Below are 19,613 nucleotides of genomic sequence, written 5' to 3'. Positions count from 1 at the left end.
GATTTGGCTGCGCCGAACCACTCCGCGGAGCGCGGAGTGGTTCAGTCCACCGCGGTGAGCACCACGGCCGCGTTGAATCCGCCGAAGCCACGCGCTAGCACCAGCACGGTCCGTACTGGGGCCGGTCGCGGTCGATCCCGTACCAGGTCCAGCTCCGCCGCGTACGTCGGATCGGCGATATTCACGGTCGGCGGGATTTCCCCGTCCCGGATGGCGAGCAGTGCGGTGACTACGTCCAACGGAGCGCCACCGGCGTAGAGTCGACCAGTCATGGTCTTCGGCACCGTCACCGGTACCCCGCGCGACCCGAAGACCGCATTGATCGCCGCCGCCTCCTGTCGGTCGCGAGCCGGTACGCCCGCACCGTCGGCGAAGACGACATCCACCTGCCCTGGAGTGACCCCAGCGTCGCGCAGAGCCACCTCAATCGCCCGGCGCAGCCCCGGCTCCGAACCGCTGCCCGGCCGAGGATCGACGGTCGCGGCGTAACCAACAAGTTCCCCGTGAATCCGCGGCACCCCGCGAGCGCGAGCCATCGACAGGTCCTCAACGGTGAACATTGCCCCGCCCTCTCCCGGGACGTAGCCGTGCGCCCCGCTGTCGAAGGGCAGGTACACCCGGTCCGGCTGGTCACCGTCGGCGAGCAAGCCGTTGGCGAGCTGACAGACCAGGCCGTACGGCGACAAGGACGCATCGGTGCCCCCGGCGAGCACCATCCGGGTTCCACGGGCGAGCACTCGCCGGGCCTGGCCGAGCGCGTCGAGCCCGCCGGCTTGCTCGGAAACGATTACCCCGCAGGGGCCGCGCATGCCATACCGGATCGAGAGCTGGCCAGTGGTCGCCGCGTAGAACCAGGCGATCGACATGTATGCCCCGACGGCATGCGGCCCCTCCTGGTATAACTTCTGCAGTTCCTGCTGCCCGAACTCCACCCCACCAGACGAATTTGCAGTGATCACTGCGAGATCCAGGTCGGAGTAGTCGGCAAGGTTCACTCCGGCGTCGTTGAGGGCCTGCCGGGTCGCCACGAGGGCGAAGTGAGTCATCGGGTCGGTCTCGCGCAGCAGCCGGCTGGGCACATGGTCGGCCGCGATGAAGTCGCGAACCTCCCCGGCGACCCGGACCGGATAGCCGGAGCTGTCGAAGCGGGAGATCACTCCCAGGGCACTCTTGCCGTTCCGGGCGCTGGCCCAGTGGGCCGCCACGTCGTTGCCAGTCGGGGCGATAGCCCCCAGCCCGGTAATGACCGGGCGGACCCGGCCGCGGTTCGTCACGTCGCCGCTCATGCCGCTACCCTCCTGCGGTGCGCGCCCCGAGCCGTGTCTCGGATCGAGGCGAGCACGATCGCCGATTGGAAACCGCCGAAGCCGCTACCCACGCTCAGCACCGTGTCCACCGGCTGCTCACGGGCGGTCAGCGGCACGTAGTCCAGGTCGCACTCCGGGTCGGCCTCGGTGTAGTTGGCCGTCGGCGGCACCACGTTGCGGTCAATGGCCAGCGCGCTGGCCCCGATCTCGATCGAGCCGATGGCACCCAGTGAGTGCCCCACCATAGATTTGATCGAACTAATCGGTAGCCGGTAGGCGTACTCACCGAGGCTGCGCTTGTACGCCGCCGTCTCGTGCCGGTCGTTCTGCCGGGTACCGGAGCCGTGGGCGTTGACGTAGTCGAGATCGTCCGGGTTCAACTTGGCCTGGGCCATCGCCGCGATGATGGCCTCGCCCATCTCCCGCCCGTCCTCCTTGAGGCCGGTCATGTGATAGCCGTTGGCCCGTGCCGCGTAGGCGATCACCTCGCAGTAGATCCGTGCGTTCCGCTGCACCGCATGCTCATACTCCTCCAGCACGAACACGGCCGAGCCCTCGCCGAGAACCAGCCCGTTCCGTCGTCGGTCGAACGGACGGCAGGCGCGCTCCGGGTCGTCGTTGCTGGTGGACGAGGCACGCAGCGTGTCGAAGCAGGCGACCGTGATCGGGTAGATCGGTGCGTCCGCGGCGCCGGCCAGGACGACATCGGCGCTGCCCTCCTGGATCAGGTCGAAGCCGTAACCGACGGCGTCGATCCCGGCACAGCAGCCAGTGCTGATCACCGTAGCCGGTCCCTCAGCGCCGGATGCCCAGGCAACCTCAGTCGCCAGCGAGCTGGACATCACGTACGAGTACAGGTGTGGCGTCGCGTACCGGTGGTCCACTAGCCAGGCGCGGCCGTTGTCCGAGACCACCCGGTACTCCTGCTCCATGGAGATCGCGTTGCCGACACCGTTGCCGACACTGACGCCGATTCGGTGCGGGCTTACCCCCGGGTCGATGCCGGCGTCAGCGACTGCCTCTCGGGTGGCGGCCAGCGCGAATTGCCCCGCCCGGTCGGTCCGCCGGATTTCTTGGTAAGACAGGCCTGCCCGCTCCGGGTCGAAGACGCACTCCGCGCCGATCCGGCTGCGGAACGGGGCCGGATCGAACAGCGAGATGGTCCGCGTGGCGGTCCGGCCCGACGAGACCAGATCCCAGAAGGCCTCCCGACCCGGATCGCCCGGGGCGACCACCCCCATGCCGGTCATCACGACACGGCGCTCGCTCACGATGTACCCCCCACCTCAGGCAGGCTCCCTGGGCCGGGTAGTTCCTCACAGTCGACGTGCCCGAGGTTGGGTCGGGGGGCGAGTGGACTGAGGTGGAACACGACGGTGGCGGGCTGTTCATCCGGGTTCTCGATGCGGTGTCGCATGCCGATCGGTATCATGATTGCCTCGTCGGGGCCGAGTTCGACCGGAACGCCGTCCAGCCGGACCTTGATCGTGCCGCTGGTGACGTAGAGGAACTCCTCAGAGTGTGGGTGGTAGTGCTCGGCAACGTACTCGCCGCCCTCCAGACGGCCGGAGCCCATGAAGCCAGAGGTGGCACCGACGGTTTTCGGGCTGAGCATCACCCGCAGGTCGCCGCCGCGACGTCGGTTCGGCTCCACGTCCGTGGAGGTCACCTTGTGGGGAACGGTGGTCGTGGACATCTTCTGATCCCTTCAGGACCGATCAATCGAGTCGTTGGCTTCCCAGGAGTAAAAGAGCTCAGCCATCGAGTCCTTCGGCTCTTTCCAGTCCGGGTCATAGGGCGTCATGTACCTAGCGAGCTTGTGGTGAATGTCGTCGTATAGGGGATGGCTGCGGGCCTGGTACAGGCTCGAGTTGATGTCCTGTCGGGACTCGACGAGGTGAAAGTAGAGCCCGTGAAACCAAAACAAGCTGCGTCGGCGTGCGCCGATCAGGTGCGGCAGGTCGGTGGCGTCAGACTCGGCGAAGATGTCGGCGACGGCTTGGCGGTCCGCCTGGTTCAGACGGGCGACGATGAGCGTGCGGCTCTCCACGGGGCTCCATACCTCCTCGGAACTGGCCGCCGGCTCGGCTACGACGGCGGGACGGAATGAACAGATGCTGGCGATGACGGCTTAAGGGCCGACAGCGGATGGCTGGACGGGCTCCCCGAGGCCGAGTTGTCGGGACAGCCGGTCGCCACGGGCGGCCAGCAGCAAACCGCCGAGTAGCCCGACCACGGCGAAGGCGCCGAAGTACGCGGGCTGTGGCACCACCTCGATCAGGCGGGACAACTGCCCGCCAAGGCCGGCACCGCAGGCGGCGCCGAGGAAGTACAGCCCCATCATCTGGCTCGCGTAGCCCGGTGGCGCGATCTCGGCGGTCACGCTGAGTCCGACCGGCCCGAAGGTCAGTTCCCCGCATGCCTGCGCGAAGAAGGCCGCCACGAGCCACCATGGCGAGACCTGGACGCCGGCGGCCGCTACGGCGGCCGCACCTGCCATCACCACGAATCCCAACCCGGAGGTCAGCAGTCCCCCGGCTAGCTTGATCGGGGCGAGCGTCCGGTTACCAAGCCGCACCCAGAGCCAGGCGGAGAGCGGAGCGACCAGCAGAAGGAAGAGCGGGTGTAGGGATTGGAACCAGCTTGCCGGGATTTCCCAACCGGCGACGCGTCGGTCGGTCTCCTCCCTGGCGAAGAGGCTGAACGTGGAGCCGAGCTGGCTGAAGAGCATCCAGAACACCCCGGAGGGGATGAGTACCCAGACGTAGCCGAGTACCCGAGCCCGCTCCGCCGGACCGAACTCCGGGCGGCGTAACAGGTACCGGAAGTACAGCACCGGTGCGGCGAGTGAGCCGAGACCGAGTAGGCCGAGCGCGTGCTCTACGCTGAATGTGCCCACTGCCACGTCGATTGCGAAGAGCAGTGCGACGGCTCCCAGCCCGAGGCCGGCCCGACGGAGGACACGCCGGCGCTCCAGGTCGGTAGCCGGGCTGGTTGGCGCGAGCCCGTCGGCGCCGAAGTCACGGAGGCCGATCAGCAGCCGCAATACGCCGATCGTCATTCCGACTGCCGCGGCTCCGAATCCCAGATGCCAGTTCACCTTCTCGCCGAGTAGGCCGGTCACCAGGGGGGCTATCAGGGCACTGACCTGGATGCTCATGTAGAAGACGGAGAACGCCGCCTCACGCTGCGAGCTGGTCGCCCGGGGCCATAGCACACTGAACAGCACCGGCAGGTTGGGCTTGACCAGCCCGGTTCCGATCGCTACGAGCAGTAGCCCGAGATAGAAGGTGGACCGGACCGGTATGGCCAGGACATAGTGCCCGAGCGCAATGCTGACCGCGCCGACCAGTAATGCCCGGCGAGGTCCGAGCAGCCGGTCACCAACCCAGCCGCCCGGTAGGCTGGCGATGAACACGGTCGACATATAGAGCCCGAACACTGCTCCGCCGGTGCCCGCGTCCAGCCCGAGGCCGCCGGCCTCCTCGGGCGCCACCGCATACAGGAACAGCAGCGCCTGCATGCCGTAGAAGCTAAACCGTTCCCACAGATCGGTGACGAACAGCGTCGTGAAACGACGGTCCCGAAAAAATGACCAGACCGAGGCAGCCTGTTCCGGCCGGACGGTTTTACTATCGAGGGCGGTCATTGGCTTACCTTGGCCAGGCCGGGTAGGGCTCTAGCCGGGGCGAGCGGCCGGAGCGCGAGAACCAGTGAGCCTATGGTGAGCAGTGTCTGGTCCGGCCGGTCGGCAAGTACGCTGGTACCAGTGGCGAAGGCGGTGCCGGCGCTGACCCGTTCCAGTCGAGGACGGTGCTGGACTGTGTCACCGGGATGCGCCGTACCTTGCACGGCCACCTGTCGGGCAGCGCCGAGGACGAGCGTTCCCTCGTGCGTTCGCCCGAGCGTGGCGGAGGTGCGCGCCCAGAGTGCCGCTGCGCTCTGGATGAACGACTCGAGCAGCAGGGCCGTCGGGTAGGCGAACGCCGATCGCGGCGCATCTGGTCCGAGGCCGGCGTAGCAGGGCTCGGAGCCGCTGACGGCCTTGATCGCGCTTAGCCAGCTACCCGGCCCGGCACCGATGGTCTCGCCGTCAACGATCCTGTCCACCAGCAGGACCGGGTGCCGGTGCGGCAGTAGTCGGTACAGCTCACCGTGGTCGGTCACCGCGGCTCCTCCGCTTCGGTCGTAACAAACCGGATGTTGAGGTACGCGACCTGGCCGTCGTTCGCTTTCGTGCATCGGGCGCTGGCGGCGCGCTCGGCGCACTCGGCCGGTTGGCACGTCACCAGGACGGTCAGGGAATCGCCGGGGGACAGCGGCGCGAACAGCCGCATCGAGGAGATCTGGGTCAGGGTGGCTACGACCGGTGGGCCATTGACACCCAGTAGCGCGTCGAGGGTCTGCCGGACCGACTCCAGGATGAATACTCCTGGATAGAGCATCTGGTTGGGGTAGTGGCCTGGCAGGTACGGATCGGTGGCAACGATAAGCTTGGAACCCACCGCCTCGTGCGTCGATAGCACCCTCACCTCGTCAACCGCTGTGAGCGGTGTGGCTGTGCGTGCCATCGCCCATCCCCTTTTCGCACATCGTCCGGCCGTTACCGAGGCAGCCTCGCAGTGGGGGCTAGAGGTGGGCTCGAGGATTAGCGGAAGCCCCAGTTTCGCCCCCTCTGGGTGATTGTTGGAATGGGGATTTCCGCCCGCCATCGAGTCAGGTTCGAGGCGCGAATCTCACGATGCTCGGGACGGTAGGCCGCGTGCGTCCGGTGCGGAGGTTTCGACGAGGCGTGTGCTGCCGTTACCGCTGACGAAGGAGGCATTCGATGGACCTGAGCACCCCAAGCCGGCTGCCGGTGGCACTGCTCTTTCCGGGGCAGGGAGCGCAACACGTCGGTATGGCCAACGGGCTGTACCGGCGAGAACCGGTCTTTGCCGCCGCAGTGGACGAGGTCCTAGCGGCGATGGGCGATGCCGGCGATGCGATTCGTGTGGACTGGTTCAGCGACCGTCCCTCGATCGGCCTCGACGACGTGCGACGCTCGACTCCGCTGCTCTTCGCTGTTGACTACGCACTCGGCAGGCTTGTGCTCAGCTGGGGTGTCCGCCCAGCGGCGATGCTTGGACACAGCATCGGAGAGATTGTGGCGGCTACCCTGTCTGGGGTTTTCGAACTGGCCGAGATCGCCCGGGTGCTGGCTGTCCGCGTCGAGCATCTCGCGGCGGGGCCCGCGGGTGCCATGCTCGCCGTTGCCGCCGGGCCCGTCGAGGTGGCTCCCTATCTCGGCGAGGGTGTCGCGGTCGGCGCGGTTAACGCCCCCCGACAGGTGGTCCTAGCTGGTCCGACAGTGTCGATGGGCGCTACCGGACGAGCGTTGCGCCGCGACGGGTTCAGTTGCCGACGGGTTCCCGCACTCAGCCCCTTTCACAGCCCGGCGATGGCTCAGGTTGCGGAACGAGGGAAGCCGCTGTTCGAATCGATCCGAATGCGTTCGCCGCGGGTGCCGGTGCACTCCGCGTACTTGGGACGTCGGATGACCGCCGCAGACGCCACGAACCGTCAGTTCTGGGTAGCACAGCCGGCGGCCCCGGTGCTGTTCTGGCCGGCCCTGGTCGAGTTGTTGTCCGACAGGGACTATCTGCTAGTCGAGTGCGGGCCGGGCGACGGCCTGATCACCGTCGCCCGACGCCATCCGTCCTTGTATGCCGGCGGTAGCACTGGACTCGCACTGCTACCGTACCGGCGGCCGGCTGAGGGTGACGACCTCCGGGTGGTCGCCGAGATTCACCGCCGACTGATCGGGGCGACTACTCCGGCTGGTTCACCGTCGCCCGCCCGGTCAGGTACGGAGTGGTGATCCCCGCATACACCAGGTGCATCACCATGCCGACCTGCGCGTGCTCCAGGTTGTGGCAGTGATCCATCCAAATCCCTGGGTTATCGGCCCGCAGGCCCACCTCGTACTGCTCGCCGGGAGAGACGTTGAGGGTGTCGGTCCACCAGGGGCTTCCGGACGACGGCCGGCCGTTTCGGCTCAGTACCAGCATGTGGTGTCCGTGCATATGCATTGGATGATCGTCCAAGCTACGGTTGGTGAATCGTAGCTTGACCAACTCACCTTCCCGAACGACCTGTGACGGGATATCGGGGAAGCTGGCGTTGTTGATGGTCCACTTGCCGGTGAACCTGCCGTCGTAGAAGCCGAAGCTGAGCCCTAGACGGAGGTCGTACTCCCGGTCGAAGCGGCTACTCGCGTCGAAGGGGACGGTGGCGGGCGAGCCGTAGTCGAGCGGGTCGAGTACCGGTCCAAGTCCGAGCGGCACGGGCGCGCCACTCGGACTTGGACCGAGCAACATCGCCAGGTGTCTCCGATCGGTGAGGCGGCCCGCCTGGGGACCGCCGTTCTGGTTGTCCCCGCCGCAGCCCTCACCAAGACCGAAAGGATTGGGCAGGGAGTTGGCGTCCCTTGTGAGCGACAGCTGCACCGTGTTGGTCGGCTGGACGTACTCCAGGTCGTAGCGGCCGCCTCCGGCGACCCGCACTTGGACGTCGGAGAGTTCGGTAGGCCCGGAGAGGTCGACCCCGTCGATCGCCACCACCCGGTAGGCCGTGCCCGACAACGCCCAGGTACGGGGGCAGTTGTCGGCGTTGATCAGGCGCAGCCGCACACGGTGTCCCGGCGGCACCCTGTGCCGCTGTACGCCGGTGTTGTCGCCGAAGGCGGTGCGGGCCATTCCGCCGACATCCCAGGCGTGAGCCACAACGGGGAGATCAACGACATTGGCCGGCGGGCCGTCAGGTGGATAGATCACCAACGCCCCGAACAGCCCGCGGAACACCTGGGACGCCGACTGCTGATGGGAGTGATACCAGAAGGTGCCGATCTGCTCCGCGCGGAAGACGTACCGGTGTCTACCACCGGGTAGGACCGAGTCTTGGGTTATGCCAGCTACACCGTCAACCGCGTTTGGCACGGCCAGCCCGTGCCAGTGAATGGTGACTCCCTCGGCGACGTTGTCGTTGACCAGGTTCACCTCGACCACCTCACCCGCCCGAACTCGGAGGGTGGGGCCGGGGATTTGCCCCTCGAAGGAGTACGCCGCGACGGTTTCCCCAGAGGCCAGCCGCAGGGGGCCATCGCGGGCCACGAGGGTGAAGCTCCGGTCGGGCGGGTCGGAGGGGCCGGTGAGCTCGTCCACCGAACGCCCTTCGATGCCGTCCGAGCTGAGCGCGTACGCGTCGTGCTGCTCGTGGTCGTTCATGCTGATCTCGTCGGGGAGCTTGCTGGTCCAGGCGGCGAGCCCGAGTCCGAGTCCGAACACTAACGTGACGGCGATGACCCGCGCTGCGCTGCCCAACCATCGCGCCCACCAGGGCGGTCGGACGAAGCCCGGGTGTGCGATCCGGGCGGCCCGCATCTGGTGCCAGCCTCGCTGCGCCACGGCCACCAGAGCAACGGCGAGTAGGACGAGTCCGAGGTCCGGCAGGTAAGGCTCCTTCGTCGGATGTAGCGACAGCACAGCGCAGATGAACGCGCCGACGGCGGTGAGCTGCACTGGCACCACCAGGGTGGGGGCCGCGGCGGCGGCACGCATTGTTGGGTCAGGCGCGCCCGGGGTGGGTGGCGCGACGGGGGCGAACGTCGTGGTCGGAGCCGGCGTCGTGGTCGGTGCAGGCGTCGTGGTCGGTGCGCGCGCAGTCACGGGTGCCCTGGTCATTGCAGGCAGCGGCATGCCCGCCAGGCGCCAGTAACGCGGCACCGATAGAAGTAGTACCGCCAGCGCCGGCAGTACCAGCGGTGGCACGGCCACCAGGATGAAATCAGCCGCCAGTGCCCAGCCGGCGGTTGTCAGCGCGACCGCGGCGTAGACTCGCAGGGCAATGGCGAGTAGGCCGGCCGTGATCAGCGCCAGCCCGAGCCGTGCCCGCCAACGCATCGCCAGTGGTGTACGACGCAGCGCCAGCCGGCCGGCGCCCACCGCAGCGAAGGTCCAGAGCAGCAGCGATAGTAGCGCCGCTCCGATGTTGAGTTCGAGGAGTCCTTCGATCACAGGCTGGTCATTCACCTGTCTAGATTCGGCGATTTAGCTGCTGATATCAACCATCTGCTGCCATCATGTCATTGCCCCAGGCAGGGTCTAGTGAATCTCCAGGAGCGCGGCCGAGACTGTCCCGGTCACCGCTGAGAGGAGCAGACAATGGGTCAGGGCTGTGCCGTGGTGACCGGGGGGTCTCGGGGAATCGGTCGTGCCGTCGCGCTCCGCCTCGCTGCGGACCAACTCGACGTGGCGTTCTGTTCGCGGTCCCGAGACGACGCGGCGGAGGAAACACTCCGACTGGTCGAAAAGGCGGGTGGCCGGGCTTTCCACCTTCCTTGTGACGTGACCGACCCAGCCAGCGTCAAGCAGTTCCTTGCCGAGGCGGAGCGGCAACTGGGCCAGGCCCAGGTGCTGGTCAACTCAGCGGGAATCCTGCGGGACAAGCCGCTGGCGTTGATGTCTCCGGATGACTGGGCCACGGTCGTTGACACCAACCTGAACGGAGTGTTCAACGTCTGCCGGGCGGTTGTTCGAGGAATGATCATCCGCCGGGGCGGTGCGATCGTCAACGTCTCGTCGGTGGCGGGGGTCACCGGCAACATCGGACAGACCAACTACTCGGCCAGCAAAGCCGGCCTCATCGGGTTCAGCAGGGCGCTCGCCAAGGAGGTCGCCTCCTACGGTATCCGCGTGAACGTGGTGGCACCCGGATTCATCGATACTGACATGACCGCGACCATGACCGAAGCGGCGCGGCGGGCCACCCTGTCGAAGATTCCCCTCGGCCGCTTCGGCACCGCCGAGGCGGTGGCCGAGCTGATCCGCTTCCTCGCCGCGGACCAGGCGTCCTACATCACGGGTCAGGTCATGCGGATCGATGGTGGATTGGTGCTCTGAATCTGCGATCGCCCGGCTTCCCGTTTGGCATGACACCGATCGTGCCAGCCACCCTGAGGTGGTCGAGAGGGACCGCCACGAAGGTCGATGCCGGCTGAAGATCGCCAGCAGGCGGGAGTGCGGGACTGCTTCGTCTCGAAGGAACCCCCGGATCGGCCGGACCAGCGCCAGAATGCACTAAGAGGGCACATCCATCGATTGGATGTGCCCTCTTACCTGGTCGGGGTGGCCGGATTCGAACCGACGACCTCTTCGTCCCGAACGAAGCGCGCTACCAAGCTGCGCCACACCCCGAGGCGTGCCGACAAATAGTAGCCCACCCGATCCGCCGGTCAAATTCGGTATCCCCGTGCCGCCGCCGGCTCAGCGGGGGATCAGGGTCAGGATGCTCGCCTCGGGCGGGCAGGCGAAGCGGACCGGCGCGGTCGGATGGGTGCCGAGGCCAGCCGAGACGTGCAGCCAGGCGTCCGAGCCGGGCCAGCGGTGCAGACCCTTGGCCATCGAGCGGTGCAGCCCGCAGTTCGTCACCAGGGCTCCGACTCCCGGTACGCAGACCTGACCGCCATGGGTGTGGCCGGCGAGTAGCAGGCTGAACCCGTCGGCGGCCATCTGGTCCAGTACGGCCGGCTCCGGGGAGTGGCTGAGGGCGATCGAGAGGCCGGCTGAGGGCGAGACCGGGCCGGCAACGGACGGGTAGTCGTCCCGCTCGATGTGTGGGTCGTCCACCCCGACCAGCTCCACCAGCCGCCCGCCGGCCTTGAGCGTGGTGCGGGCGTTGCTCAGGTCGGCCCAGCCGGCACCGGTGAAGATGTCCCGCAGTTCGTCGTAGGGCAGGGCCACGCCCTCGGTGTATTCGCGGTCGGGAAGGAAGTAGGTGAACGGGTTCTTCCAGACCGGGCCGGTGTAGTCGTTGGAGCCGAAGACGAAGGCGCCCGGGCGGTCGAGGAGCGGCTGTAGCGCGCACAGGACCCCGGGGACCGCGTCGGGGTTGGCCATGTTGTCGCCGGTCACCAGGACCAGGTCCGGGTCCAGCCCGGCCAGCGAGGCCACCCATTCCTGCTTGCGTCGCTGGTTGGGCATCATGTGCAGGTCGGACAGGTGCAGGATGCGCAGCGGCTCCGCGTCGGCCGGCAACACCGGCACCTCGTACCGCCGCAGGGTGAACATGTTGCGCTCGATCAGCGATGCGTACGCCAGGGTGGCCGCACCCACGACGGCGGTGCCGGCGGCGAAGCGGAATAGTGTGCGCTTTCCCATGGCTGACAGAGTAGTTTGACCGTCCATGGGTACCTTGAAGGACCGCCTGACCACGGACATGCGGGCCGCGCTGAAGGCGCGTGACGAAATGACCACCTCCACGCTTCGGATGGCGCTGGCGGCCGTCGGCGCGGCCGAGGTAGCCGGTCAGGCCAAGCGGGAACTCGGTGACGACGAGGTGCTCGCCCTCCTGGCCAAGGAGGCGAAGAAGCGCCGGGAGGCGGCTGCCGCCTTCGCCGAGGCCGGCCGCGACGAGCAGGCCGCGAAGGAGACCGCTGAGGGCGTGGTGCTGGAGCGCTACCTGCCGAGTCAGCTCTCCGACGACGAACTGGCGGAGGTGGTCAGGACCGCACTGACCATGGGTGGCTTCACCGGCATGGGGCAGATGGGCCCGGCGATGAAGGCCGCCCAGGCCGCGGTGTCCGGCCAGGCCGCCGGGGGGCGGGTCGCCGCCGAGGTACGCCGGCAGCTCGCCAGCTGACCTGGCGCCGGGTACGCGAAGGGGCGGCCACCCGATCAGGGCGGCCGCCCCTTCGACGTCTCAGTGAGCCGCTAGTCGGCGGGGCGTTCCGTCGGTCTGCCGTCGGGCTGCCCGGTCGGCTCGGCCGGCTCGGTTGGCTTGGTCGGCTCCGGGGCCGGGGCCGGGCCGGAGCTGACCTTGATGGAGACGACGCTGCCCTTGGCGGTACGGCCGGTTGGGCTGGTCCCGGCGGCGGTGCCGGCCGGGCAGTTCGACTCGACCTGGTTCGTCGAGACGACCACCGAGAATCCGGCGTCGGTGATGCGGGACTTCGCCTTCTCCACGCTGACGCACTTGACGTTCGGGATCGTCCGCTGGTCCCCCAATTGGAGTTTCTTCTCCGGCGGGGTGAAGTCGATCCTGGGCTTACCCTTCATCGCGTCGCGCAGCGTCTCGTACACCGCCGGGTTGATGCCGGTGGCCCCTTCGTGGCCCATCTCCTGGTTGGTCTGCGGCCAGTCCGGGTCGGCCATGATCCCGGCGACCGCGTACTGCTTGGTCATCGCGACCAGGGAGGCGGTCTTGTCCTCGTCGGTGGTGCCGGACTTGCCGGCGACCGGGGCGTCAACGGTGCTCCGCACCTTGCTGGCGGTCGCGCCGGCGCACTTCGTCGTGGATGACTTGTCGCCGACGGGGCAGCGGGCGGCGTCCACGGCGGCGCGGGCCACCTCGGTGCTGATCCGCTGTTCGCAGCGGGGGTTGGCGATGTCGAGCTTGTTCCCTGCCGCGTCGCGGATCTCCTGCACTGGGGTCGGTTCGCAGTAGAGCCCTTCGGCGCCGAGGGTGGCGTACGCGTTGGCCAGCTCCAGCGGCGTGGTCTGGGAGACGCCGAGGGTGAAGGCGCCCCACTGGTGGGCGCCCTTCTCCCGATCGAGGTCCTCCTGGGTGCGGAAGGTGATGCCGAGCTTCTTGGCGGCCTCGACCACTTTCTCCGCTCCCACCTGCTGCTGGAGGGGGACGAAGTAGGTGTTCACCGACCTTCCGAACGCGCTCCACATGTTGTGCACGCCGGCCATGCTGGGGGTTGCGTTCTCCGGGCAGTAGAAGTGGGTGCCGTCGCAGGCGGCGGGGGCGTTCTTCTTGATGATGTATTCGGACCGGAACTGCTTCTCGGCGTTGATGGTGTGGCTGAGCGGGATGCCCTTCTCCAGTGCGGCCACCACCGTGAAGATCTTGAAGGTCGAGCCGGCCTGGTAGCCGGTGATGCCGTCACCGCCGGTGAGGAGCGGGTTGACGGTGTTCGGATAGTTGCCGAGCGCCCCGGTTTCGCGCTTCTCCGGGTTGCTGTGGAGCTTGTTCTCCGGGTTGTCCGGGTCGTCGAGCTGGTAGTTGCGGTTGGTGGAGAGGGCGCGGACCCGGCCGGTGCCGGGCTCGACCACGGCGAGCATCCGCGCGGCCTTACTGGTGGCGGGGAGGCTCTTCCGGACCGCTTCGTCGGCGGCCTGCTGGACCTGGGGCTCCATCGTGGTGATGACGGTGAAGCCGCCGCTCTTGAGTCGCCGTTCCCGGTCGTACGTGGTGGAGCCGAACGCCTCCTGGTCCATCCACCAGCGGTAGAAGTAGTCGCAGAAGAATCCCCACTCCTGCGTGTTGGTGTCGACACAGCCGTTCGGCGCCCGCTTGCCGACGATCTTCGGCTTGCTGGCCTTGGCCTTCTCGGCTTCCTCCTCGGTGATGGCTTTGATCTTCACCATGTGGTCGAGGATGTAGTCGCGCCGGGCCACCGCGCTCGGGTAGCCGCTGGTGGTGGTCGGGTCCAACGAGCTGGGAGCCTTGACGAGGCCGGCGAGGAGTGCCGCCTCGGCGATGGTGAGCTCGCTCGGGGGCTTGGCGAAGTAGACCTGACTGGCGGCGTAGATGCCGTACGCGCCGTTGCCGAAGGCGGCGATGTTGAGGTAGCGCAGCATGATCTCGTCCTTGGAGAACTGCTTCTCCACCTGCAGGGCGAGGTTCATCTCGCGGACCTTGCGAGCGGTGGTGTCCTCGGTGGCCGCGACGACGTCGGCCGGGTGCGTCGCCGAGTACGCGATGGCGAGTCGGACGTACTGCATGGTCAGCGTGGAGGCGCCCTGCTGGTCGGCGCCCTCCTGACTGTTGTTCACGAAGGCTCGGACGACGCCGTTGAGGTCAACGCCGTTGTGCTCGTAGAAGTCGTGGTCCTCGGCGGCGAGGATCGCCTTCTGCATGGCTGGCGCGATGTCGTCAATCTTGGTGATGTCGCGTCGGTTCTCGTCGTACATCGTGGCCAACGGTGTCTTGCTGTCAGCGGCGAGTAGGCGGCTCATTTGGGGGCCGGCCGCGTCCACGAAGAGCTCGGGGAGGGCATCGAAGGTCTCGGCGCCGGCCTTCGCGGCCAACCCGGACAGCGCCACCGCGGGGAAGGCCGCCGCGGCGACCACCACTCCGGCGAGTAAGCCACAGACGAGTAACGATGCGGCATTGGTCAGCACATTATGATCACGTTTCCGCATCCAGGTCACCTCGACAGGGTAGCGAACCGGCGACGAGCGGCGCGGGGCGGCTTTTCCCCATTTCCTGCGCACGCCGTCCTCGTTGTGCTAAACGCACGACCCCCGGTAGGTGGTTGCGGACCCGGCGTCGTCGAGTCTCCTCTTGGCGCGGGATGGGCGTCCAGCGTTTTCATGGACCTCGGTGGGGTATGCGGGCGGCAGCAGGCCCGGTAAGCCGGGAGTGTCCGGAATAATCGATTTTGCCGACAACGTTGCGTAATCGTGCAACTACAGAGCATGATGGGAGCGGCGACAGCGCCACAGGTCGTCCGTGCCGCCTTGGGGGAGGTCGGTGGGGCGATCGGGGGAAACAGCCGGCTGGTCCGCGATGGGGTCGGTAGTACTGCAAGGGGGGACGTGTACAGATGGGCATGATCACTGACTGGCCGTCGCTGGCGGCATGTCAGAACGGGGACCCGGACGCGTTGTTCGTACAGGGCGCCGAACAGAACGTGGCGAAGCGGATCTGCCGAAGCTGCCCAGTCCGGTACGAGTGCCTGGCCGACGCGCTGGACAACCGGATCGAGTTCGGTGTGTGGGGCGGCATGACCGAACGTGAGCGACGGGCGCTGCTGCGTCGCCACCCGCAGGTCGCCAGCTGGCGCAAGATGTTCGAGGCGGCGATGAAGAAGAACGCCAAGGAGAAGGCCGACCGGGACAAGGTCCTGGCCGCCGCGGCTGGCTGACCAAGTCCCTCCGGGCGGCCGCGGGTCGGCTACGGGACACTCCGGGCCCGCCGCGGTCGACCACGGGATCATTCTGGGCTGGCCAGCGAACCGATCGTCCGCAGCCCGTCGATGTCGTGGACATCGGCGGGCTGCGCGGTTATCGACGCCACCGGCACGGTCGGGAACGTCGCGGTGAACCGGGCCGCCACACGCTGTTCGCGCACCGCCTGGTGGGCCAGCGCGGCGTGGGCCCGGAGCACGTCCACAGTGCCGTCGTGGCCGCCCAGCCCGGCCAGCCGATCAGCGGCGGCCAGGCTCTCGTCGGGGCCGAGTTCCGACGCCGCCGGGCGGTGCACCCGGTTGAGCACCAGCCCGGCGAGCGGCATCCGGTCGGCCCGCAGCCGGCTCGCGAAGTACGCGGCCTCCCGGATCGCGTCCGGCTCCGGCGCGGCGACCAGGAGGAACGCCGTCTCCTGGGCTTGCAGGATGCGGTAGGTCTGCTCCGCTCGTTGGCGGAAACCGCCGAACATCGAGTCGAGGGCTGCGACGAAGCCGGAAAGATCACTCAACAACTGGGCGCCCAGTACCTTCTGGACAACCTTCGAGAACATGCCGAACCCCGCGGTGACGAAGCTGAACATGCTCCGTCCGCCCGTCCGGGCCGGGGCAAGCAGCAGCCGCAACATCCGGCCGTCTAGGAAACGGGCGAGGCGAGCCGGCGCGTCGAGAAAGTCCAGCGCCGAGCGGGAGGGCGGGGTGTCCACCACGATCAGGTCCCACTCGCCCCGGGCGTGCAGCTGCCCGAGCTTCTCCATCGCCATGTACTCCTGAGTGCCGGCGAAGGTGGAGCTCATGGCCGCATAGAACGGGTTCGCGAAGATCTCCGCGGCCCTCGCCGGGTCGGTGTGCTGGAGCACCACATCGTCGAAGGTGCGCTTCATGTCGAGCATCATGGCGTGCAGCTCACCGCCGCTGGCCTCGACGTCGATCCCCTTGACCTGGCGCGGAGTGTTGTTCAGCTCGGTCAGTCCCAGCGACTGGGCCAGCCGGTGCGCCGGGTCGATGGTGAGTACGACCGTACGGCGGCCGTGCTCCTCCGCGGCCCGCAGCGCGAGCGCGGCGGCGGTGGTCGTCTTGCCCACCCCACCCGCCCCGCAGCAGACCACGATCCGTACGCCGGGGTCGGCGAGGATCCGGTCAACGTCCAGCGGCGGAGCCGCGTCGTCGGAAGGCACCAATCGAGCGTATCGGGCCGGGTTCACCAACGCTCCCGAGCCGACGGGAGGAGTGCGTCAAGCCGCTCGGACGAGCGCCGCGGCCAGCAGATCCAGACCCGCCCGGTCCACCCCGTCGGGCAGCAGCGGCAGCTCGACCAGCGGCAGGCCCAACTCGGCCAGGTCGGTCCGGAGCGAATCCTCCAGGTCGCGGCGGACCGACTGGTCGCGCGCCTCGGTCGCCAAGCCGGAGACGGTCGCCGCGTCGGCGGGCAGCCCGGCGGTGAGCAGCCCGGCGGTGAGCTCCGCCGCGGTGACCGCGGGCCCGACCGGTGCCGGCCGTCGGGTGGCGTTGACGATGATCCGTCCGACCGGGAAACCCAGCGCGGCGAAGTCGGCGATGGCGTCCGCGGTCTCCTGGACCGGCATCTCCTCGAGCAGCGTCACCACGTGCACGGCGGTCATCGGGGAGCGCAGCAGTGCGGCGACCCCCTCGCTCTGGGTTTTGATCGGCCCCATCCGGGCCAACCGTGCGGTCTCGGCGGTGACGTTGAGGAACCGCGCGATCCGTCCGGTCGGTGGCGCGTCCAACACCACCGCGTCGTACACCCGCCGCTGGCCCCGCGTACGGGTGGTGGCCTCCTTCACCTTGCCGGTCAGCAGCACGTCGCGTAGCCCCGGCGCGATGGTGGTGGCGAAGTCGATGGCGCCCAGCTTGCGCAAAGCCCGCCCGGCTCCGCCGAGCTTGTAGAACATGTCCAGGTACTCGAGCAGGGCCTCCTCCGCGTCCACGGCGAGGGCCCGCACCTCGCCGCCGTCCGCGGCGTCGGTCAGATGCCGTTCGGCGTAGGGGAACGGGTCGGTGCCGAAGAGCTGGGCGATGCCCTGCCGTCCCTCGACCTCAACCAGCAGGGTGCGCCGGCCCCCGGTGGCGAGGGCGAGGGCGAGGGCGGCGGCAACGCTGGTCTTGCCGGTGCCGCCCTTGCCGGTCACCACGTGGAGGCGGGCCGGCCACTCGATGCCGGCCGGCTCTGCCGGTCGCTGTGCTGCTCCCACCCGTCGAGCCTAACCAGGGGTCACCCCCCAGCCACCTCGCAGACCCGCCAACCCGTCGTCTTGACCACGGTGAGGCGCAGGGGAAGGTCGGCGACCTTCTCGTCGGCGGTGGTCATGGTGACGGTGGTGGTGATGATGGCCCGGTCCTCGGTCTCGTCGTCAACCTTCAGCGGGCTCCACCGGAAGTGCGGCCTCTTGTAGTCGGCCGCGTACTTCTCCACCTCGGCGACCTTCGCGGAGATCTTGTCCTGGTCCTGGGCGGCCGAGCAGACCAGGCTCGACGCCTGGGCCGCGTCCCGGTCCTGGTAGACGGCGGTGAGGAACTCCTCCACGGCGGCCTGGGGCCCCTCGTTGCCCACGCCGTCCTCCACGCTGCCCACCGCCAAAAAGGCGGCGATCCCACCGCCGAGGCAGAGCAGCAGCGTCACCGCAAGGGCGATCGACGCGATCAGCACTCCGCCTCGGCGGCGGGGCGCCGGCGGCTGCTGGTTCGGGGGCTGGGCAGCGCCCGGGGTGGGGAATGCCGTCGTGGGGTGTGGTGGGGGTGTGGAGGGGGTGCCCGGGGTGGGGAACGCCGTCGTGGGGTGCGGTGGGGGCGTGGAGGGGGTGCCCGGGGTGGGGAACGCCGTCGTGGGGTGCGGTGGGGGTGTGGAGGGGGTGCCGGCCGCGGTCGGGCCGTCGGGCTGACTGGTGGGATCACCGCTGGCTGGCTGTGACATCGCTCCCCCGGGGATGGGACTGCGTCGGCTCGGCGAGGCGACGGGTGGCGGTAGACCGCCGGCTACGACCGGAAGGGTAGCGGTTGGCCCGGCCATTGACATGACGCCGGTTCTGTCCGGAGCCCGTCAACCCCCGGACGTTGTCTGTAACCCGTCGGCTCAGGTGTCGCATATGTGACTTGACAGCCGGAATGCCGCGCGCCCTGTTGGCGGCCATCGACCGGCAGCCTACTTTCCGATGATGCCGGGATCGGGCCGTGGGCCGGGCCGAGCGGCGTGGGCACGATCAGGTACCAACCGCCGGAGGCAGGGCATGCACGACGTGGAGAACACCCCCCGGACCCAACTCCCGGCCGTGATCCGGCTGCCCGCCCCCGGCGGTGTTCCGGACCAGCCTGCTCTGCCCCCCCGGGACGAGGAGGAGCCGGGCTACGTGGTGCACCTTCCGGTCCGGGTCGCGGACCACGCCGCCGCCGTCGCGCTGGCGGGCACGATCGCCACCTCGTTGAGCTTCCTCGGTGCGGTGGACGCCGGCGAGACCACCGTCTCCACGGCGGACGACCAGAACAACCGGCACCGGGTCTTCTGCGACCTGCCCCTGCTGGACCGGTCCCGCTGTCCACGGCCCTATGACCACGCTGGCCAGTGCGGCGAGGTGGTGGCCGAGCAGCGTCCCGCGCCCCAGCCCGCCGCCGGACCGTAGGCTGTGCCCTGGAAAGAACCGCACTCCAGGGAAAGAGAGCCTTCCAGCGATGCAGAAGTGGGAGTACGCCACGGTCCCGCTGCTGGTCCATGCGACCAAGCAGATCCTCGACAACTGGGGCGAGGACGGCTGGGAACTGGTGTCCGTGGTTCCCGGGCCAAACCCGGAGCAGCTCGTCGCCTACCTGAAGCGGGCCAAGGCATGACCGGGCCGCGCGCGAAACTCGTCGAGTTGGGGCACGAGTTGCCCGAGGTGGTGCCCCCGGTCGCCAGCTACCTGCCGGCGGTGCGGTCTGGGCAGCACGTCTACGTCTCCGGCCAGCTACCGATGGCCGAGGGCAAGCTGCTCGCCACCGGCAAGGTCGGCGCTGACGTCTCCGCCGACCAGGCCAAGGAGCTGGCCCAGCGGTGCGCGCTGAACGCGCTCGCGGCGATCAACTCGTTGGTCGGGCTGGAGCAGGTCGTCAGGATCGTCAAGGTGACCGGCTTCGTGGCGAGCGCCCCGGGCTTCACCGGCCAGCCCGGCGTCATCAACGGCGCCTCCGACTTCTTCGGCACAGTCTTCGGCGAGGCCGGTCGGCACGCGAGGAGCGCGGTCGGGGTGGCGGAGCTCCCCCTGGACGCGCCCGTCGAGGTTGAGGTCATCGTCGAAGTCGCGGCCTAGTCCCTGCCGCGATCTTGCACCTCCTGCCGGTCAAAACCCCTGAACGGGTACGAAGCG

20 protein-coding genes and 1 tRNA gene are annotated in these 19,613 nt (G+C 68.5%); 7 read left to right on the top strand and 14 right to left on the bottom strand.

Annotation, left to right across the window (positions count from 1 at the left end; genetic code table 11):
* Positions 1-41 precede the first annotated feature (41 nt).
* The 7 genes from SALPAC4_RS0108450 to SALPAC4_RS0108420 all read right to left on the bottom strand — a co-directional run bounded on the left by SALPAC4_RS0108450 (position 42) and on the right by SALPAC4_RS0108420 (position 5,878).
* Complete coding sequence (locus tag SALPAC4_RS0108450; RefSeq protein ID WP_019869946.1) at positions 42-1,286, bottom strand: ketosynthase chain-length factor; 1,245 nt, start codon at positions 1,284-1,286, stop codon at positions 42-44.
* Positions 1,283-2,578: a beta-ketoacyl-[acyl-carrier-protein] synthase family protein gene (locus SALPAC4_RS0108445; RefSeq protein WP_019869945.1), complete on the bottom strand. Its 1,296-nt coding sequence runs from the start codon at positions 2,576-2,578 to the stop codon at positions 1,283-1,285. The genes SALPAC4_RS0108450 and SALPAC4_RS0108445 overlap by 4 nt, the downstream gene beginning before the upstream one ends.
* Positions 2,575-3,003, bottom strand: a complete 429-nt coding sequence (locus tag SALPAC4_RS0108440; protein ID WP_019869944.1) for a cupin domain-containing protein — start codon at positions 3,001-3,003, stop codon at positions 2,575-2,577. Before SALPAC4_RS0108440 ends, SALPAC4_RS0108445 begins: the two co-directional genes overlap by 4 nt.
* Before the next feature lie 12 nt (positions 3,004-3,015).
* Positions 3,016-3,357 (bottom strand): TcmI family type II polyketide cyclase, encoded by a 342-nt coding sequence (locus SALPAC4_RS0108435; RefSeq protein ID WP_019869943.1) that lies wholly within the window; start codon positions 3,355-3,357, stop codon positions 3,016-3,018.
* An 81-nt stretch (positions 3,358-3,438) separates the two neighbouring features.
* A complete protein-coding gene (locus SALPAC4_RS0108430; protein WP_019869942.1) occupies positions 3,439-4,956 on the bottom strand; it encodes a peptide MFS transporter in 1,518 nt (505 codons plus the stop codon).
* The gene (locus SALPAC4_RS0108425) at positions 4,953-5,474 is read right to left on the bottom strand and encodes a 3-hydroxyacyl-ACP dehydratase FabZ family protein (protein ID WP_019869941.1); all 522 of its coding nucleotides are present in this window, start codon (positions 5,472-5,474) and stop codon (positions 4,953-4,955) included. Before SALPAC4_RS0108425 ends, SALPAC4_RS0108430 begins: the two co-directional genes overlap by 4 nt.
* A complete protein-coding gene (locus tag SALPAC4_RS0108420; RefSeq protein WP_019869940.1) occupies positions 5,471-5,878 on the bottom strand; it encodes a hypothetical protein in 408 nt (135 codons plus the stop codon). The genes SALPAC4_RS0108425 and SALPAC4_RS0108420 overlap by 4 nt, the downstream gene beginning before the upstream one ends.
* A gap of 257 nt (positions 5,879-6,135) precedes the next feature.
* On the opposite strand from SALPAC4_RS0108420, the gene SALPAC4_RS0108415 reads away from it, so the two are divergent.
* Positions 6,136-7,167 carry an acyltransferase domain-containing protein gene (locus SALPAC4_RS0108415; RefSeq protein ID WP_019869939.1) on the top strand — a complete coding sequence of 344 codons (1,032 nt, stop codon included), beginning with the start codon at positions 6,136-6,138 and terminating at the stop codon, positions 7,165-7,167.
* Here the strand turns inward: SALPAC4_RS0108415 and SALPAC4_RS0108410 are convergent.
* Entirely contained in the window at positions 7,118-9,376 is a 2,259-nt protein-coding gene (locus tag SALPAC4_RS0108410; RefSeq protein ID WP_019869938.1) for a multicopper oxidase family protein, read from the bottom strand. The two genes, SALPAC4_RS0108415 and SALPAC4_RS0108410, sit on opposite strands and share 50 nt — an antisense overlap.
* A gap of 132 nt (positions 9,377-9,508) precedes the next feature.
* Between SALPAC4_RS0108410 and fabG the strand changes: the two genes are divergently transcribed.
* Positions 9,509-10,246 (top strand): 3-oxoacyl-[acyl-carrier-protein] reductase, encoded by a 738-nt coding sequence (fabG, locus tag SALPAC4_RS0108405; protein ID WP_019869937.1) that lies wholly within the window; start codon positions 9,509-9,511, stop codon positions 10,244-10,246.
* A 217-nt stretch (positions 10,247-10,463) separates the two neighbouring features.
* Here the strand turns inward: fabG and SALPAC4_RS0108400 are convergent.
* Both SALPAC4_RS0108400 and SALPAC4_RS0108395 read right to left on the bottom strand, forming a co-directional pair.
* Positions 10,464-10,540: transfer RNA gene (locus SALPAC4_RS0108400), tRNA-Pro, on the bottom strand.
* 69 nt (positions 10,541-10,609) lie between these two features.
* The gene (locus SALPAC4_RS0108395; protein WP_019869936.1) at positions 10,610-11,503 is read right to left on the bottom strand and encodes a metallophosphoesterase; all 894 of its coding nucleotides are present in this window, start codon (positions 11,501-11,503) and stop codon (positions 10,610-10,612) included.
* A gap of 25 nt (positions 11,504-11,528) precedes the next feature.
* Between SALPAC4_RS0108395 and SALPAC4_RS0108390 the strand changes: the two genes are divergently transcribed.
* Positions 11,529-11,984, top strand: a complete 456-nt coding sequence (locus SALPAC4_RS0108390) for a GatB/YqeY domain-containing protein (RefSeq protein WP_019869935.1) — start codon at positions 11,529-11,531, stop codon at positions 11,982-11,984.
* A gap of 71 nt (positions 11,985-12,055) precedes the next feature.
* Here the strand turns inward: SALPAC4_RS0108390 and SALPAC4_RS0108385 are convergent, their stop codons facing one another.
* Positions 12,056-14,494 (bottom strand): transglycosylase domain-containing protein, encoded by a 2,439-nt coding sequence (locus SALPAC4_RS0108385; RefSeq protein WP_027644310.1) that lies wholly within the window; start codon positions 14,492-14,494, stop codon positions 12,056-12,058.
* Positions 14,495-14,898: 404 nt separating this feature from the next.
* Here SALPAC4_RS0108385 and SALPAC4_RS0108380 point away from each other — a divergent pair, with 404 nt between their 5' ends.
* Positions 14,899-15,219 (top strand): WhiB family transcriptional regulator, encoded by a 321-nt coding sequence (locus SALPAC4_RS0108380; RefSeq protein WP_018745148.1) that lies wholly within the window; start codon positions 14,899-14,901, stop codon positions 15,217-15,219.
* Between the two features lie 68 nt (positions 15,220-15,287).
* On the opposite strand, the gene SALPAC4_RS0108375 is transcribed toward SALPAC4_RS0108380, so the two are convergent.
* From SALPAC4_RS0108375 to SALPAC4_RS28360, 3 genes are read right to left on the bottom strand one after another with little or no spacing between them, the layout of a single operon-like run.
* On the bottom strand, positions 15,288-16,439 hold the full coding sequence (locus SALPAC4_RS0108375; protein ID WP_027644309.1) for an ArsA family ATPase: 1,152 nt from the start codon (positions 16,437-16,439) through the stop codon (positions 15,288-15,290).
* A 54-nt stretch (positions 16,440-16,493) separates the two neighbouring features.
* Positions 16,494-17,471, bottom strand: coding sequence for an ArsA-related P-loop ATPase (locus tag SALPAC4_RS0108370; RefSeq protein ID WP_019869932.1), 978 nt, complete (start codon positions 17,469-17,471; stop codon positions 16,494-16,496).
* A gap of 20 nt (positions 17,472-17,491) precedes the next feature.
* Positions 17,492-18,190 (bottom strand): Rv0361 family membrane protein, encoded by a 699-nt coding sequence (locus tag SALPAC4_RS28360; RefSeq protein WP_033664134.1) that lies wholly within the window; start codon positions 18,188-18,190, stop codon positions 17,492-17,494.
* Between the two features lie 313 nt (positions 18,191-18,503).
* Here SALPAC4_RS28360 and SALPAC4_RS0108360 point away from each other — a divergent pair, with 313 nt between their 5' ends.
* Genes SALPAC4_RS0108360 through SALPAC4_RS0108350 form a run of 3 tightly spaced genes read left to right on the top strand, consistent with a single transcriptional unit; the run spans position 18,504 to position 19,556 of the window.
* The gene (locus SALPAC4_RS0108360) at positions 18,504-18,893 is read left to right on the top strand and encodes a hypothetical protein (protein ID WP_018737210.1); all 390 of its coding nucleotides are present in this window, start codon (positions 18,504-18,506) and stop codon (positions 18,891-18,893) included.
* Positions 18,894-18,942: 49 nt separating this feature from the next.
* Positions 18,943-19,098: a DUF4177 domain-containing protein gene (locus SALPAC4_RS27355; protein ID WP_012184767.1), complete on the top strand. Its 156-nt coding sequence runs from the start codon at positions 18,943-18,945 to the stop codon at positions 19,096-19,098.
* Positions 19,095-19,556, top strand: coding sequence for a RidA family protein (locus SALPAC4_RS0108350; protein ID WP_018731353.1), 462 nt, complete (start codon positions 19,095-19,097; stop codon positions 19,554-19,556). The genes SALPAC4_RS27355 and SALPAC4_RS0108350 overlap by 4 nt, the downstream gene beginning before the upstream one ends.
* Positions 19,557-19,613: the final 57 nt, after the last annotated feature.

This window comes from Salinispora oceanensis (assembly GCF_000383575.1).
Taxonomy (GTDB): Bacteria; Actinomycetota; Actinomycetes; order Mycobacteriales; family Micromonosporaceae; genus Micromonospora; species Micromonospora oceanensis.
Note: the sequence above shows the minus strand (reverse complement) of the source record. Positions and strands in the feature narration are given on the sequence as shown.

Excerpts from the sequence above, each read along its gene's own strand:
- SALPAC4_RS0108450 (WP_019869946.1), bottom strand. The coding sequence starts at position 1,286 with ATGAGCGGCGACGTGACGAACCGCGGCCGGGTCCGCCCGGTCATTACC.
- SALPAC4_RS0108440 (WP_019869944.1), bottom strand. The coding sequence starts at position 3,003 with ATGTCCACGACCACCGTTCCCCACAAGGTGACCTCCACGGACGTGGAG.
- SALPAC4_RS0108430 (WP_019869942.1), bottom strand. The coding sequence starts at position 4,956 with ATGACCGCCCTCGATAGTAAAACCGTCCGGCCGGAACAGGCTGCCTCG.
- SALPAC4_RS0108420 (WP_019869940.1), bottom strand. The coding sequence starts at position 5,878 with ATGGCACGCACAGCCACACCGCTCACAGCGGTTGACGAGGTGAGGGTG.
- SALPAC4_RS0108415 (WP_019869939.1), top strand. The coding sequence starts at position 6,136 with ATGGACCTGAGCACCCCAAGCCGGCTGCCGGTGGCACTGCTCTTTCCG.
- fabG (WP_019869937.1), top strand. The coding sequence starts at position 9,509 with ATGGGTCAGGGCTGTGCCGTGGTGACCGGGGGGTCTCGGGGAATCGGT.
- SALPAC4_RS0108395 (WP_019869936.1), bottom strand. The coding sequence starts at position 11,503 with ATGGGAAAGCGCACACTATTCCGCTTCGCCGCCGGCACCGCCGTCGTG.
- SALPAC4_RS0108390 (WP_019869935.1), top strand. The coding sequence starts at position 11,529 with ATGGGTACCTTGAAGGACCGCCTGACCACGGACATGCGGGCCGCGCTG.
- SALPAC4_RS0108385 (WP_027644310.1), bottom strand. The coding sequence starts at position 14,494 with ATGCGGAAACGTGATCATAATGTGCTGACCAATGCCGCATCGTTACTC.
- SALPAC4_RS0108380 (WP_018745148.1), top strand. The coding sequence starts at position 14,899 with ATGGGCATGATCACTGACTGGCCGTCGCTGGCGGCATGTCAGAACGGG.
- SALPAC4_RS28360 (WP_033664134.1), bottom strand. The coding sequence starts at position 18,190 with ATGTCACAGCCAGCCAGCGGTGATCCCACCAGTCAGCCCGACGGCCCG.
- SALPAC4_RS0108360 (WP_018737210.1), top strand. The coding sequence starts at position 18,504 with ATGCACGACGTGGAGAACACCCCCCGGACCCAACTCCCGGCCGTGATC.
- SALPAC4_RS27355 (WP_012184767.1), top strand. The coding sequence starts at position 18,943 with ATGCAGAAGTGGGAGTACGCCACGGTCCCGCTGCTGGTCCATGCGACC.
- SALPAC4_RS0108350 (WP_018731353.1), top strand. The coding sequence starts at position 19,095 with ATGACCGGGCCGCGCGCGAAACTCGTCGAGTTGGGGCACGAGTTGCCC.